This window comes from Streptosporangium carneum (genome assembly GCF_027922005.1).
Lineage (GTDB): Bacteria > Actinomycetota > Actinomycetes > Streptosporangiales > Streptosporangiaceae > Streptosporangium > Streptosporangium carneum.
On the sequence record NZ_BSEV01000054.1, the window covers coordinates 1 to 14,405 of the forward strand.

Here is a 14,405-nt window from a genome sequence, read left to right on the forward strand (position 1 = left end):
GAGCGGCCGTCACCGTCGCTCGCCGCCGGGCCCCGGGGGAGCGGGCGGCCTCCCCGAAGGCCGCCCCTCCCCAGCCGGTCCGTCCCCCGCTCCCCGAGTCGCTACCACTGAGCCCTTGAGCGTCTCGGGGAGCGGGGACCGGCGGGACCGTCTCCGGTCAGACGCGCTGCCAGAGGGCGGGGACGTTCGGCGGCTCCCAGCCCGGGTAGGCCGTGTGGCCCTGCAGGCACCGGTAGGTGGAACCGCCGTAGGTCACCGTCGCGCCGGCCGCGTAGGTGGTGCCTGCGGCCCAGGTGCCACCGGCCGTCTGCGTCGGGGTCGGGCTGTTGCCCGTCGAGGTCGGCTGGGGGCCGTTGCTGGTGACCAGGGTGAGGCCGTACGTCTGCAGGATCTCGTTGACCGGCTGGAAGTAGGTCGTGCCGCCGGAGGAGCAGTTGCCGGAACCGCCCGAGGTCACGCCCTGGGCCTGGTCGCCGGAGATGAACGAGCCGCCGGAGTCACCGGGCTCGGCGCAGACGCTGGTGCGGGTCACCCCGCTGACCGTGCCCTCCTGGTAGGTGACACTGGTGTTGAGCTGCTGGACGCTGCCGCAGTGCCAGCCGGTGGTCGAGCCGGACCGGCAGACCGAGGAGCCGACCTGCGCCACGGTGGAGCCGTTCACCGGGATCGTGGCGCCGTTCTGGACCACGACGCCGCGCGGGGTCCAGTTGGAGTTGGTCGAGACCCAGGCGTAGTCGTTGCCGGGGAAGGACGAGCCCTGGAAGCTGCCCTGCGCGACCCGGTTGGAGCCGCTGGTCGAGGCGCCGGTCGAGCCGCAGTGTCCGGCGGTGGCGAATCCGCCCTGGCCGCTGCGGGTCACCGGGAAGCCGATCGAGCAGCGGCTGCCGCTGCCGATGTAGTAGGCGTCGCCGCCCCGCAGGTCGTAGAACGTCCGGGGCTGCTCGTTGGACTTCTCGACCTTGACCAGGGACTTGTCGGCGCCGCTGGCGTCGACGAACGCCTGGCCCGCGGCCACGTCGTTGGCCAGCACGACGACGCCGTTGGTGCGCACGTCGACGTACCAGGCGGGCACGGACTTGGGCGCGGCGGCCTCGGCCCGCTGGTCGAGCTTGGCCTTGGCGGCGTCGAGCGTGGCCAGCGAGTGCTTGACCAGCTTGGCCTGGGCGCCGGTCTTGAGGATGGTCGTGAGCTGCTTGGAGTCACTGGTCGCGACCACGAGTTCGGCGGTGGGGCCGGTGACCCAGGCGCCGCCGTAGGCCGCGCCGAGCTGCTTGCCGATGATCGGCTCGACCTTGGCGGCCGCACTCTCGTTGACCAGGCGGGTGGAGGCCTGCTCACTGGTGATGCCGAGATCGCGCGTCAGCGCGGAGATCATTTCAGGAGCGGGCTTGACGACGGCCGCAGCCTCCGCCTTCGCCTGGGGATAAAGGGGGTCCGCGGCGGAGGAACCGGTGGTTGCGAAGGCGATGGCGGGAGCGGCGACCAACGTGACGGCGACCGTGAGGCCGGCCGCCACGGCATTTCTGCGGAGCATTGATCTCTCCTCATGTCGGGGGGTGCGCCGTCAACGTAACGGTTCGGACACAAGGAGCGGCTCTCTCAGAACGTCCCTATCGTCGTGTTATGAAGATTTCGCCGCCAGAACTTGTCATATGGTGACATGGCAGGCGCTTTCGGGGCCGTGACCTGCCCGAAGAGGGCGGATAACCGAGAGGCGGCCGTGGCCCGCCGCCCGGCATGCCCCATCAGGAACGGCCCCGGGTCTCAGTCGCCGAGGACCAGATCCAGCAGCCAGCTCACCAGGCCGACGATGATCGCGCCCCAGAACGCGGCCCAGAAGCCGTCCACGTGGAACGGCAGCTGGAGCTGGGCGGCGATCCAGCTTGTCAGCAGCAGCAGGCCCGCGTTCACGACCAGGGCGAACAGGCCCAGCGTGAGCACGTAGAAGGCGCAGCCGAGGGTTTTGATGACCGGCTTGAGCACCGCGTTGACGATGCCGAAGACGAGCGCCACCGCGACAAGCGTACCGATCTTGTTCGTGGTGGTCGACGCGGACACCGTGATGCCGTCCACAAGCTGGGTGGCCGCCCACAGGGCGGCTGCCACAGCCAGGATCTTGATGATGATTCTCACGTTTTGGCATCCTCGCATGGGGATCGGACGAGCGATAGATCCGCGCCGTCGGCGGCGGACTTACCTGGACACTAAACAGTTCTGCGCCTGCCGGGGCGGCCGCCGCGCGATCGACGTTCCGGACGGCGCGTACGCGGGGAAGCGGGCGTCCGTCCGCCTCCACTTGGGGCGCTGACCATGCATGATCGCCGTCATCTGGGGGCAGAAGGGGCGTGAGGAGGTGGGTCAGTTGGAAACGGACCAGCTTGAGGCGCTGTCGGCCCAGGAACTACATGATCGCGCGGTCCGCTACGCCGTGCGCCACGGGGACTTCGCCTTCCTGTGGGAACTGCTCAAGGTGATCCCGGCCGCGGAGGCGTCGACGGGAAACGAGGACGAGACGGCCAACGACCTGAGCCGGGTGTCGGCCCTGCTCAGTGACGCCATGGCGTCCGGTGAGGGCGAGCTCGGCGACGCGCTTCGTCCGTTCTACATCGAGTACCTCTCCAAACATCCCGACGCCTGATCCGCCACCCGTCCCGGTCGCTGGGTAGGGTGATCGGCACAGCCACGGGGGAGGAATGTCATGGCGCTGGTGAACGTCGAGCGGACCGACGACGGATTCGTGGCCCGCAACGACCGCGGGGCCGAGGTCGTCATGGGCAGCGGTGACGAGCAGGGCGTGTTCACCCCGGTCGAGCTGCTGCTGGCGGCGCTCGGCGGCTGCAACATCGTCACCGTCGAGCCCCTCACCGCCCAGCGCGGCCACCGCCTCGTGCGCCTGGCCATGACCGTCCAGGCGGAGAAGGTCGAGCCGACGCTGCTCGGCCCGATCACCGTCACCTACGACGTGGAGCTTCCCGAGGGCGACGAGAAGGCCGACGAGGTCTTCCGCGCCGTGGCCAGGCGGGTCGAGGAGAAGTACTGCACGGTGAGCCGGGCGCTGCGGGAGAAGACCGAGGTCAGGCTCGAACTGCCCGAGTGACCCGCTCTCGCCCCGCCGGACGGCGGCCTGCGAACCCCTGCCGGTGATACCGGGTCATCTCCGGGTGTAGGCCCAAAATCAACCCCTGGATGACGTGCTCGTTACGTTCGCTTCTGTACTGTTGAAGCAGGTCAAGGGGTTCTGCGAAGCCCGGGGGGAGCATAGCAGGGACTTTTCACCGGATACAGGACGCGAGGGGGATCGCGTCCCGGAGCGGACCTTCGAAGTCTTGGGGGAGGCGACGAAGGGCCCGCGAAGAGGCCGGGGCCGGACAGTTGGGGGACTGTCCGGCCCCGAGCCTTCATCCGAACCGGCGGGGGCCGGGCAGGTCGACGAACCGCCCGGCCCCCGGTCTTCCCCGGAACCTCCCGGACGCCTTCCGCGACCCCTTGGCTCCTCCCACGGCCCCGGCCCGTCGCTCCTCCCGTGCCTCGTGACCCGTGACCCGTGCCTCGCGACCCGTGCCTCGCGACCCTGTGACCCCTTCCGCGGCGCCGTGCCGGTCGGCGTCACCGGGGCCGCCCTCCTCCCCGCGCTCCTCGCGCGTCGAGCGGTTTTCCGATGTGCGTCGCCGTCCCGGCGGCTGCTAAAGTTGTCCCCATCGCAGGCGCCGCTAGCTCAGTTGGTTAGAGCAGCTGACTCTTAATCAGCGGGTCCGGGGTTCGAGTCCCTGGCGGCGCACTTCGAAGGAAGCCCAGGTCATGGTTCATGGCCTGGGCTTTCCTCGTTTCACGGCCGCGCCCGTCCCGGCCTCATTCCGCCTCGCCGGCCTGCCGGCCCGTGACATCGGGAGCGAGACCTCGGGCGCGGGCTGCCCGCGCCGTCGGGCGGACCCGCCTCACCTGGTCTCCGAGGCGACGGGCGGACGCCCGCCGGCCGGGACGCCCGGCGCGGGACGTCCGCTGAGCACGCGGATCGCCAGGTAGACGAGCAACCCGACGGGGGAGAGCAGGATCGTCAGCACCAGGAGGGGACCCATCACCAGGGGGTGGACCCGGCGCTCGCGGGAGTCGAGATACATCCAGCGGCCGACGAACAGGTCGAAGGCGATCACGTGCGCCCACAGGATGGCCGCGCCGTCAGGGCGGCCGAAGAACGCGGTGATCAGGCCCAGGTCGGTCGTGCTGACCACCGCCCAGAGCGCGGGGAAGCGCGGGAGGGCCAGCACGAGGTAGACCGCCAGCGGCGGCAGGACGATCAGGGGCGACGAACTGATCCGGTGGGTGACCGGCCAGGTCGGCGCGAGGATCATCAACGCCCAGAACGGGACGACCAGCGGGAAGGTGACGTCGAAGAGCGTGTCGACCGTCATGAGACGCCCTCCCTGACGGCCGGGCCGCGCACCGGCAACTGCCTGCGCCCGAACGCGATCACCGCTCCCGCCGCGACGACGACGGCGCCGAGCAGGACGCCGAGCGCGGTCAGGGTGAGGGCGTCGGGGTAGATCAGCGGCTGGCCCCTGCGCGCCTGCCAGGTCAGCAGCACGACGAGCCCGGCGTATCCGAGCCCGGCCACCCACACCAGGCCGAGCCGTACCCGCTCGGCGTCGAGCGCGGGAAGGCGGCGGGCGGCGGCGGTCAGCAGGAGCGCGAGCAACGGCATCACCTGCAGCGCGTGCAGCCCGACGGCGTGCGGGGCGCGCATGTCGCCCCCGGTGGTGCTCCACCCGGTGATCGGCATGCCGGGGCCGCCGTCGGCGACGCCGACGCTGTGCGCGCCCCCGGCGAAGGTCCCCGCGGCCGCGGCCTCGGCGCGTCCTGTTCCCCCGACCATGTAGTAGGCCACCATCATGCCCAGCACGCAGACCAGCAGCCCGAAGCGCAGCGCCGCGGTGGTCACCCGGTCGCGGCCGGGCTGGCCCAGTGCCATGACGGCGACGACCATGGTGACGACCGCCAGCAGCGTGACCAGCATCCCCATGATCCCGAAGATGGAGGCGTCCTGCGGGGTGCTGACGTTGAAGTGGCTGTGCCTGCCCCGGGCGGCCTGGAAGGTGATCAGGCCGACCCCGATCGTGCTGAGCGAGGCGATCACGGTTCCCACCTGCCTGGCCAGCACCGGGGTCCTGCGGAGCATCGGCAGCAGCCAGGCCAGCGTCAGGGCGTAGATCATGAACGAGAGGGCGAACTTGAACGGCTTGAGCCAGACGGACGAGCCGTCGAGCAGGCGCTCGTCGACGGCCATTCCGGCGGCGCAGAGCACGGCGAGCCCGGCCAGCCCTGCGCTGAACAGGACGAGCGGGCGGTGCCAGTCCAGCACGGCACGGAGAGTTCGCGTCACGACATCTCCCAGAAATAGATAGTCAGGTATCGATAGTACAACGATCCATTATCTGCTTCATGCTGGCAAGAGGGGGCAGGCTCTGAACGGGCCGGACCAGAGGATGGGGCAGGGTCGATCCGGTGGCCTTGTTGACCGCGTCGATCCGGGAGACGGCGGACAGCTTGCCGAAGATGTTGCGCAGGTGCCGCTTGACGGTCCCCTCGGTGATCGCCAGCTGGACGGCGATCTGCCTGTTGCTGAGAGCGTTCGCGACCAGTGCCAGGACCTCCTGCTCGCGTTCGGTGAGAACCCCCTGCGGGGCGGCGGCGCGCGGGGGCGGTGCGATCGCCTGTGAGACCAGGACCGTGACGCCGTGGCGGCCCGCGTGGACGCTGCGGATGGCCAGCAGCAGCTCCTGGCTGCGGATGGCCTTGTGCAGGTAACCGTGGGCGCCCGCGCCGAGCAGCTCCTGCACCAGTTGCGGATCGTCGTGCATGCTCAGGATGATCACTTTGGGAGGCTGTGCCACCTCCAGCAGACGCGGCAGGGTCCGCATCGGGTGGTGGTTGGGCATCTCCACGTCGAGCAGCACGATGTCCGGCCTCGCGCGGGCGGCGAGCGAGACCACGCCGGGTCCGTCGGAGGCGTCTCCCACGACGTGGAAGTCGTCCTCTCCCCTCAGCACCTGGCAGAGGGCGTCTCGGAACAGTGTGTGGTCGTCGGCGACGACGATCCGGATACGACCGTTTGATTCCGGCATGTCAACGCTCCTGGAAGTGGGACCCATATCCGGAGCCGCGTGCCGGCGGACAGGCGGCTGGCGAGGTGGAAGACCCCGTGGAGTAGCTCGATGCGCTCCCTCATTGAGGAGAGTCCGGCGCTGTTCTCCTTTCCGGTGAGAACGAGTCCCGTGCCGTCGTCGTCGACCGTCGCGAGGAGGTCTCCCGAGACGATGTCCACACGGGTGACCACTTTCCTGGCCTTCGAGTGGGCGAAGGCGTTGCGCATGCCCTCGCGGAGGACCGCGAAGATCTCGCTCTTGTACTGTTCCGGCAGCAGTTGCTCGTCTCCGTGAACGGCGATGTCCACAGCGGTGCCCGGTGGCGCGGCGTCACGCGCGAACTCCTTCAGGGCCACCTCGAGGGGCGGCTCGGGAACGTGCCAGCGCAGCCCTGAGACCAGTCTTCTCGCGCCCTGCGACATCTCGAAGAGGACGTGGCGGATGTTCCCGATCTCAACCTCGACGTCGACCGTCCGTCGCCGGTTCTCGAACATGTCGAGGTGGAGGAGCGCCATGCTGACACCGCTGCCGACCCAGTCGTGGATCTCTCGGGCGAGGCGGTGACGGTCGTCGAGCTGCATCTCGTGGATGCGGTCGAGGGCCATGGCGTTCTGCCTGGCCGACAGAACCTGGGTCAGCGCCAGAATGCCCCGGTTGAGGGTCGTCAGAAACGCCTTCTGCAGCGCCGCCTCCTCAGGATCGCCGTCCAGGATGGCGGGCAGGTGGTCGCACACCGCGTCGAACAGCTCGGACCAGCCGAGCGCGGCCTCGAGAGGGTCGATGAGGCTGGTGACGTGCGCGGGCAGGTCGGCGAACTGCGGATGACCTCGCCTTCCGCCCGGCCTGAGGGCCTCGGCGCACTCGGCCAGCACGAGCTCGGCCTGCAGCCGGCACTCCGCCCATATCTCGGGGTTCCCGATCAGTGGGCTCTCCTGTGTCCGCAGCCGGTTTTCGTAATCCTCCATTATTGTTGAACTGTTTAACGTGTAACGCTGTTGAGGTGTGAGAAGTGCGCCGATACTGGTCCCTTGCATCGTCATCCCCGTGCATTTCAATGGACGAACTTCGAGCTTGAACGGACCGCTCTGCCATAGCAGGTCTGGTTGCGTGAAGTTAAACGAACCACGTAATGCATCGCTGGTTTTGTTCCCCCGAACACCAGCGCAGCCGGTCCACGTCCTCATTATCTAGGGAAGGCGTATCCGGTGCAACGTTAGTGACGCACTAAAACCCGAGAAGGGTGGGTGTATTCGGACTCTCACTGTTCGTGTCTACACTCTGTGCGGCCGTCGGCAAACATATAGGAGGGCTCATATTTTAATTGCCGACGGCCGCTCGGAGTTGGAGGGCGTGTGCTTGTTCTATATCTTACTTCGAGCCGATTTTTGTTTTATGAAATTTCAACGACGCCGTCTGACCTGGTCTTCCAGGGCGGGGTGCCGCCATCCGGCGTCGTGCGGGTTCAGCGTGACGCCCGGCGGCACGATGTGGTCGATCTCGTCGAGCACCCCCGCCTCCAGCGTCACCGAGGCCGCGCTCAGCTGGCTCTCCAGATGCTCCGCGGTCCGGGGGCCGATGATCACGGAGGTCACGGCCGGATGCTGGAGCACGAAGGCGAGCGAGAGCTCGACCAGGGTGATCCCCGTCTGCTCGGCGAGGTGGGCGAACGCCTCGACCGCCTCCAGCTTGCGCTGGTTGTCGGCCAGGGCCATGTCGTACCGCTCGGGCAGCACGAAGCTGCGCACGGTGAAGGGCAGCTCCCTGCCCTTGCGGTAGGTTCCGCTCAGCCAGCCGCCGGCCAGCGGACTCCAGGTGATCACCCCGGTCCCGTACTTCTCGCACACCGGCAGCACGTCGGCCTCCACCCCGCGCACCAGCAGCGAGTACGGCGCCTGCTCGCAGACGAAGCGCTCCCTGGCGCGCACCTGTGCGGTCCAGTACGCCTCGACGATCAGGTGCGCCGGGAAGGTCGAGGTGCCGAAGTAGCGGATCTTCCCGGCCCGGACCAGGTCGGTGAGGGCGCCGAGGGTCTCGTCGACGTCGGTCACGAGGTCGGGGCGGTGGATCTGGTAGAGGTCGATCCAGTCCGTGCCGAGGCGGCGCAGGCTGTTGTCGACCTCTTGGAAGATCCAGCGACGGGAGTTGCCGCGCGAGTTCGGGTCCTCGCCCATGGGCATGTGGCACTTCGTCGCGAGCACGACCCGGTCACGCGCGCCCGCGCCCGCCAGGGCCTTGCCGATGATCTCCTCGGACTCGCCGGCCGAGTAGTTGTCCGAGGTGTCGATGAAGTTCACGCCCGCGTCGAGCGCCCGATCGATGATCTTGGCGGAGTCCTCGTGGTCCGAGTTGCCCCAGGCACCGAACATCATGCCGCCCAGGCAGATCTTGCTCACCTTCAGGCCGGTACGGCCAAGCACGCGATATTCCATCGGTCACACTCCTGCCGGTCGGGGGGTCATGTCGCGCTCACCGGCGTCGCTCGCGCCGCTCGTCTCGCGCACGCCGTACCTGTCCCACACGCGCCTGAGCGGGGCAGGCGCCCACCAGGCGGCCGAGCCGAGCAGGCGCATGGTCGCGGGCACGAGCAGGCCGCGGACGACGGTCACGTCCACGACGACCGCGATGATCAGGCCGACTCCGGCCATCTTCATGAACGTGATGCCGGAGATCACGAAGCCGCCGACCACGACGACGAGCAGCAGGGCGGCGCTCGTGATGATCCTCGCCGTGTGCTGGACGCCCACGGCGATCGACTCGACCGGGTCGCCGGTGCGCTCGATCTCCTCGCGGATCCGCGACAGCAGGAAGACCTCGTAGTCCATCGCCAGGCCGAAGGCGATGGCCACGATCAGCACGGGGAAGTTGACGTCGATCGCGCCGACCGGCACGAAGTTCAGCAACCCCGAGAGCCAGCCGTCCTGGAAGATCAGTTTGATCGCGCCGAACGAGGCCGACAGCGACAGCAGGTTGAGCAGGATCGACTTCAGCGGCAGCACCACGGAGCCGAAGGCCATGAACAGCACCGCGAACGAGACGACGGCGACGAACAGCGCCATCCACGGCATCCGGGAGACGACCATGTCGACGATGTCGACCCGCGAGGCGGGCATGCCGGTGAAGGAGGCCTTCGTGCCCGGCGGGGCCGGGACCGCGCGCAGCTGTTCGACCATCCGGCGGGCCTCCCGCGACATCGGGTCGCTGGAGTATCCCAGGGAGAGCCTGGCCTGGGCGTCCTTGACGCCGGTGATCCGCGCGCTGTCGACGCCGCCGACCGTGTCGAGCCTGCGGGCGTAGGCCTCGAGGGCGGCGGTGTCGGCCCTGCCCTCCACGACGGAGGTCACCAGCTTGGCGGGGTCGTGCGAGAACTCGGTGGCCAGCTTCTGGGTCACCAGGCGGGCGTCCGCCTGGGCGGGCAGCACCCAGTCGCCGGGACGCGCCCAGTTGACGCCGAGGAAGGGCAGGCCGAGGCCGACCAGCACCACGACGATGGCGGCGGTGACGGCCAGCGGACGCCGCATCACGGCGTGCGCCAGGCGGTACCACCGGCCCTGGGTGACCGGGGTCTGCGCCGCGCGGCCCTGGCGCTCCCTGCGGGAGTTCACCCTGGGGCCCGCGTAACGCAGCACGGCGGGCAGCACGGTGAGCGTGGCCAGCACCGCCAGCAGCGTGACGCCCGCGCCCGCGTAGCCCATCGACAGCAGGAACCTGGAGGGGAAGACCGTCAGGCCCGCGAAGGACATGGCGACGATCAGGCCGGAGAACGCGATGGTGCGGCCCGCCGTGACCATGGTCCGCCGCACGGCCTCGTCGGTCGAGTGGCCCGCGCGCATCTCCTCACGGAACCGGTTGACCATGAGCAGCGCGTAGTCGATGGCCAGGCCCAGGCCGAGGATGCTGATCACCTGGATCGCGAACGTCGAGATGTCGGTGAACAGGGTGACGAAGCGCAGCACCGCGAACGAGCCGAACGCCGCGGTGAACCCGATGAGGAGCGGCAGGGAGGCCGCGACGAAGCTGCGGAAGATCAGCACCAGCAGGATCAGCAGGATCGGGACGGACAGTGACTCGGCGAACAGCAGGTCGCGCAGCGTCTGCCGGTTCACCTGGTCGGTCATCGAGGTCAGTCCGCCGAAGCGGACCGTCAGGCCGCTCACCTTGAGCTTGTCCTGGATCGCGCGCAGTTGCAGCACGCGCTGCTGGTCGACGCTGGAGTTGAGCTGGATCGTGACGTATGTCGAGTGCTTGTCCTTGGAGACGAAGTCCGGCGACTTCGTCGTCCAGTAGGACTCGAGGCGCACGATGTCGCCTCGGGGCACCGCCGCCAGGGCGCTCTGCAGAGGTCCCGCGAAGGCAGGGTCGTCGACCGTCTTGTCCGGGCTCTCGTAGAGCGCGACGATGTCGTTCGCGTAGCGGCCCAGGGGGCCGGCGACGATCTCGTCCGCGTGCACGGACTCGCTTCCCGGGTCGTCGAAGCCCGCGCCGCCGCCGAGCCTGCTCAGTACGCCCGAGCCCCAGCCTCCGGCCACGACCGTGAAGATCAAGGTGCCGACGACGACCCATAGTCGGCGTCTCGCGGCGAACCTGCCTAGCGCGGAGAACATGATTCCCCTCTCTGTGGACGCCAGTGGATAGTGGATATCACTACTATCGATAGAAACCCGATAGTGATAATATCCACTATCCATACGAGTCTTCGCAAGGTCCTTGAATGGAGGCGTCTTGTGAATGTGCGAGGCGGCGGCCTGCCCACGTTCCTGATCACCGGGGTGGCGGCCTTCATGGCGTCGATGGACAACCTCGTCGTCACCACCGCGTTGCCCACTATTCGTGACCGCTTCGACGTGTCACTTGAGAGTCTCGAGTGGACGGTGAACGCCTACACGCTGACATACGCGATCTTCCTGCTCACCGCCGCGATCCTCGGCGACCGCTTCGGCAGGCGCAGGGTCTTCGTCGGAGGAGTCGCCCTGTTCACCCTGGCCTCGGCCGCCGCGGCGCTGGCCGCGTCCGCGGAGCTCCTCGTCCTGGCCCGTGCCGTACAGGGCGTCGGAGCCTCGGTGATCTTCCCGCTGGCCCTGACCCTCGTGGTCCAGTCCGTCGCGCCGGAGCGCAGGGGCATGGCGATCGCCGGGCTCAGCGGCATGAGCGGGCTCGCCATCGCCATCGGCCCGTGGATCGGCGGGGCGATCGTCGAACTCGGCGACTGGCACTGGGTCTTCTGGATCAACGTTCCCATCGGGCTGGTCCTGGTGCCGCTGGCCTTCCGCTTCCTGCGGGAGAGCCACGGCCCCTACAGCCGCCTCGACGTCCGCGGCACCCTTCTCGTCACCTCGGGACTCCTCGGAGTCGTGTACGGCATGGTGCGCAGCACCACCCTCGGCTGGGGGAACCCGCAGGTGATCGTCCCCGTCGCGGTGGGCGCCGGGCTGCTCGCCTGGTTCGTGCTCTGGGAGCGCAGGGTCCCCAACCCGGTGGTGCCGCCCAGGCTGTTCCGCAGCCGGGGCTTCGCCCTCTCCAACCTGGTCGCGCTGCTCGTCCAGGGCGGCATGTTCGGCGCGGTCTTCCTGCTCACGCAGTTCCTGCAGCACGTCCTGCGCTTCTCGCCCGCGGGCGCCGGGCTGCGCACGCTGCCGTGGACGATGATGCCCGTCCTCGTCGCCCCGCTGGCGGGCGTGTTCGGCGAGCGGATCGGGGTCAGACGGCTCATGGTGGCCGGCGCCGTCCTGCAGGGCGGGGCGCTGGCCTGGTTCGCGCTGGTCGTCTCCCCCGAGGTCTCCTACCTCGTGCTGCTGCCCGCGATGGTGGTCGCCGGCCTCGGCATGGGGCTGTTCTTCGCGCTCAGCGCGCGCCAGACGCTGGACTTCGTCTCGACGCGGGAGGAAGGCGTCGCCTCCGGGGTCAACAACGCGATGCGGCAGGTCGGCGTCGTCATGGGCATCGCCGTGCTGTCGGGCCTGTTCGCCGCGACGGGCGGCTACACCGGCGCGGAGACCTTCGTCTCCGGCCTGCGGCCCGCACTCTGGGCGGGCGCGGCCATCCTCGCCCTCGGCGCCGTCGCGGCCCTGCTGACCCCCGCACGGCCCCCCGCCTCCACGGCCCCTGCCTCCGCGTCCCCCACAGAGGAAACCACGCCTCCCACCGAGGAAACCGAGGCGGTCCGGCCGCTCGGGACGCTCCAAAGTGGATAGCGGAGGGTTCGCTGTCTATCCTGAATCGACTCGTTCCAGGTGAGGCCGTTCCCCCAGACCACGAAGGACGTCCCAGGGGAGAGGAGGAAGTATGCGAATCGCGGAGCTCAGCCGCCGCAGCGGGGTGCCGATCCCGACGATCAAGTACTACATGCGGGAAGGGCTGCTGCCGCCCGGTGAGCGGACCAGCCCGAACCAGGCGCAGTACGAGGAGAGTCATCTGCGCAGACTGAAGCTGGCCAGGGCGCTCGTCGAGGTCGGCGGGCTGAGCATCGCCGCCGCCCGCGACGTCCTCACCCTCATGGACTCGCAGATGAACAGCCTCAGCGCGCTCGGCAAGGCGCAGTACGCCCTGACCACCCGCCGCGAACACGTCGAGGACGAGGCGTGGACCGAGGCGAACCGCCAGGTGGAGGAGCTCATCGCCAAGCGCGGATGGCGGGTGGGCCCGCGCAACCCGGCCAGGCAGAGCCTGGCCGAGGCGCTGGCCACCATGCACCGCCTGCGGCAGGACGACTACTTCTCGCTGCTCGGGGAGTACGCCGACGCGGTCGGACACCTGGCAGAGTTGGAGATCCAGGCCATCATGGGCAGACCCGACCTCGACAGCATGGCCGAGGCCGTGGTGATCTGGACCGCCATCGGCGACGCCGTGGTCTCCTCGGTCCGGCGCATCGCCCAGGAGGCGGAGACCACCCGGCTGTTCGGCTCCTACGTGGAGGAGTGACGGGCCGCCTCGAAGCTGTTCCTGGATCGGGGCTTGGGGCGGTTGCTGGCGGGGTTCGGTTGGTTCGGTGAGGTCGGTCGGTTCGCTGGGCTTGTTTGGTTTTCTGGGCTGGGCTTTGTTCGCGTGGAGGGGGGCGGGTGGTCCGGCCGGCCGTCTCAGCTGAGCTCTGGCGGATTCAGGCCTCCGGCCTGGCGGGCGCGGGGGGTTGCGGTCCTTTTATACGCCGGCCGGACCACCCGCCCCCCTCCACGCACGGCTGCCGGTTTCGTACGGTGTGCCCGCCGTAGTCGCTTCCCTTTCCGGCCGCCCAGTGTCCTGTCTGACGCTGAAGCAATCCGCAGGGGTTTCATCCATGGTCGATCGCCGTAGCTGAAGCCTCCCTTTTCGAAAGGAGCGCAGGGCTGAGCTGGAAAAACCCCCGACGAGAGAAGGGCCTGCCCACCCGTGGGGCACCGGCTTCGGCAGGCCACTTGTTGCCCGCCCCAATGCGTGGGCACGTCCCCGACCCCTGACCAGGTCCTGCCCACATCGGCCGGACCCTCCATCAGCCGTTTCCCACCCTATAAAGCGCTTCCCCCCACCCGTGGAGCCCGCGCTTCGCCGAGACGGCTGCTGCCCGCCCATTCCCCCTGCCCGGGCTCCCGGGCCTGCCCAACGTCGGAACAGCGGGAAGCACAACCGGCCTGACCGACACCCCCGGACTATGGAAATCCCGGACGGGCCCGCGTACTACTGGCGGCCCCAACCAGGGCCGTCACACTGCTCGCCACCCCAACCAGGCCCGCGTACTACTGGCCGCCCAACCGGGCCCGTCGTACTACTGGCCGTCCCGACCAGGTCCGTCACACTGCCCGTCGTCCCGACCAGATCCGTCGCACTACCCGTCGTCCCGACCAGGTCCGCCGTCCTGCTCGCCACCCCGACCAGGCCCGTCATACTGCCCGCCGCCCCGATCAGGCCCGTCCATCCCGATCAGGCCCGTCCATCCCGATCAGGCCCGTCGTACTGCTCGCCGTCGCAGTGCCTGGGCGGAGGTCCCGGCGAGTGGCGAAGCGACGGGCGGGCAACAGCCGTCCCAGCGAAGCGCGGGCTCCACGGGCGGGGGGAAGCGTCTTGTGGGGCGGGGAGACGGCCGGCAAGCGTGGGGAGTGACCCGGGCGGCATGAACATGACCTGGTCAGGGGTCGGGGGCATGCCCACGCATTGGGGGCGGGCAACAAGTGGCCCACCGAAGCCGGTGCCCCACGGGTGGGGGGTCACGTCCAGCGGAGTGGTGTATGAGTTGATCTCCGCGTGATCCTGTTTCTGCAGGTTAAGCGGTAAGTGTCTGCGGGATGGGGTTGTGCTGCG

Annotated in this window: 12 protein-coding genes and 1 tRNA gene; 5 read left to right on the plus strand and 8 right to left on the minus strand. The window is 69.1% G+C overall.

Features of this window, described 5'->3' with window-relative positions:
- Positions 1-157: 157 nt before the first annotated feature.
- Together PKF00_RS43530 and PKF00_RS43535 are read right to left on the minus strand one after the other, a co-directional pair.
- On the minus strand, positions 158-1,534 hold the full coding sequence (locus PKF00_RS43530) for an alpha-lytic protease prodomain-containing protein (RefSeq protein ID WP_271223665.1): 1,377 nt from the start codon (positions 1,532-1,534) through the stop codon (positions 158-160).
- A 230-nt stretch (positions 1,535-1,764) separates the two neighbouring features.
- Positions 1,765-2,133, minus strand: coding sequence for a phage holin family protein (locus PKF00_RS43535; RefSeq protein ID WP_271223666.1), 369 nt, complete (start codon positions 2,131-2,133; stop codon positions 1,765-1,767).
- Positions 2,134-2,314: 181 nt separating this feature from the next.
- Here PKF00_RS43535 and PKF00_RS43540 point away from each other — a divergent pair, with 181 nt between their 5' ends.
- The 3 genes from PKF00_RS43540 to PKF00_RS43550 all read left to right on the plus strand — a co-directional run bounded on the left by PKF00_RS43540 (position 2,315) and on the right by PKF00_RS43550 (position 3,778).
- Entirely contained in the window at positions 2,315-2,638 is a 324-nt protein-coding gene (locus PKF00_RS43540; RefSeq protein ID WP_271223667.1) for a hypothetical protein, read from the plus strand.
- A 60-nt stretch (positions 2,639-2,698) separates the two neighbouring features.
- Entirely contained in the window at positions 2,699-3,097 is a 399-nt protein-coding gene (locus PKF00_RS43545) for an OsmC family protein (protein ID WP_271223668.1), read from the plus strand.
- 607 nt (positions 3,098-3,704) lie between these two features.
- A tRNA-Lys gene (locus tag PKF00_RS43550) sits at positions 3,705-3,778 on the plus strand.
- 157 nt (positions 3,779-3,935) lie between these two features.
- Here PKF00_RS43550 and PKF00_RS43555 read toward each other — a convergent pair.
- The 6 genes from PKF00_RS43555 to PKF00_RS43580 all read right to left on the minus strand — a co-directional run bounded on the left by PKF00_RS43555 (position 3,936) and on the right by PKF00_RS43580 (position 10,741).
- Positions 3,936-4,409 carry an ABA4-like family protein gene (locus PKF00_RS43555; RefSeq protein WP_271223669.1) on the minus strand — a complete coding sequence of 158 codons (474 nt, stop codon included), beginning with the start codon at positions 4,407-4,409 and terminating at the stop codon, positions 3,936-3,938.
- On the minus strand, positions 4,406-5,377 hold the full coding sequence (locus tag PKF00_RS43560; RefSeq protein ID WP_271223670.1) for a hypothetical protein: 972 nt from the start codon (positions 5,375-5,377) through the stop codon (positions 4,406-4,408). Before PKF00_RS43560 ends, PKF00_RS43555 begins: the two co-directional genes overlap by 4 nt.
- A 22-nt stretch (positions 5,378-5,399) precedes the next feature.
- Positions 5,400-6,044, minus strand: coding sequence for a response regulator (locus PKF00_RS43565; protein ID WP_271223671.1), 645 nt, complete (start codon positions 6,042-6,044; stop codon positions 5,400-5,402).
- Positions 6,038-7,180: a sensor histidine kinase gene (locus PKF00_RS43570; protein WP_271223672.1), complete on the minus strand. Its 1,143-nt coding sequence runs from the start codon at positions 7,178-7,180 to the stop codon at positions 6,038-6,040. Before PKF00_RS43570 ends, PKF00_RS43565 begins: the two co-directional genes overlap by 7 nt.
- A 360-nt stretch (positions 7,181-7,540) precedes the next feature.
- The gene (locus tag PKF00_RS43575) at positions 7,541-8,569 is read right to left on the minus strand and encodes an aldo/keto reductase (protein WP_271223673.1); all 1,029 of its coding nucleotides are present in this window, start codon (positions 8,567-8,569) and stop codon (positions 7,541-7,543) included.
- Positions 8,570-8,572: 3 nt separating this feature from the next.
- Positions 8,573-10,741, minus strand: a complete 2,169-nt coding sequence (locus PKF00_RS43580; RefSeq protein ID WP_271223674.1) for an MMPL family transporter — start codon at positions 10,739-10,741, stop codon at positions 8,573-8,575.
- Positions 10,742-10,861: 120 nt separating this feature from the next.
- Between PKF00_RS43580 and PKF00_RS43585 the strand changes: the two genes are divergently transcribed.
- Positions 10,862-12,328 (plus strand): DHA2 family efflux MFS transporter permease subunit, encoded by a 1,467-nt coding sequence (locus tag PKF00_RS43585; protein ID WP_271223675.1) that lies wholly within the window; start codon positions 10,862-10,864, stop codon positions 12,326-12,328.
- A gap of 91 nt (positions 12,329-12,419) precedes the next feature.
- A complete protein-coding gene (locus PKF00_RS43590; RefSeq protein WP_271223676.1) occupies positions 12,420-13,055 on the plus strand; it encodes a MerR family transcriptional regulator in 636 nt (211 codons plus the stop codon).
- Positions 13,056-14,405: the final 1,350 nt, after the last annotated feature.

What these genes read in the sequence shown, in the direction of transcription:
- PKF00_RS43580 (WP_271223674.1), bottom strand. Translation starts at nt 10,741, where the DNA reads ATGTTCTCCGCGCTAGGCAGGTTCGCCGCGAGACGCCGACTATGGGTC.
- PKF00_RS43555 (WP_271223669.1), bottom strand. Translation starts at nt 4,409, where the DNA reads ATGACGGTCGACACGCTCTTCGACGTCACCTTCCCGCTGGTCGTCCCG.
- PKF00_RS43590 (WP_271223676.1), top strand. Translation starts at nt 12,420, where the DNA reads ATGCGAATCGCGGAGCTCAGCCGCCGCAGCGGGGTGCCGATCCCGACG.
- PKF00_RS43575 (WP_271223673.1), bottom strand. Translation starts at nt 8,569, where the DNA reads ATGGAATATCGCGTGCTTGGCCGTACCGGCCTGAAGGTGAGCAAGATC.
- PKF00_RS43570 (WP_271223672.1), bottom strand. Translation starts at nt 7,180, where the DNA reads ATGACGATGCAAGGGACCAGTATCGGCGCACTTCTCACACCTCAACAG.
- PKF00_RS43540 (WP_271223667.1), top strand. Translation starts at nt 2,315, where the DNA reads ATGATCGCCGTCATCTGGGGGCAGAAGGGGCGTGAGGAGGTGGGTCAG.
- PKF00_RS43545 (WP_271223668.1), top strand. Translation starts at nt 2,699, where the DNA reads ATGGCGCTGGTGAACGTCGAGCGGACCGACGACGGATTCGTGGCCCGC.
- PKF00_RS43530 (WP_271223665.1), bottom strand. Translation starts at nt 1,534, where the DNA reads ATGCTCCGCAGAAATGCCGTGGCGGCCGGCCTCACGGTCGCCGTCACG.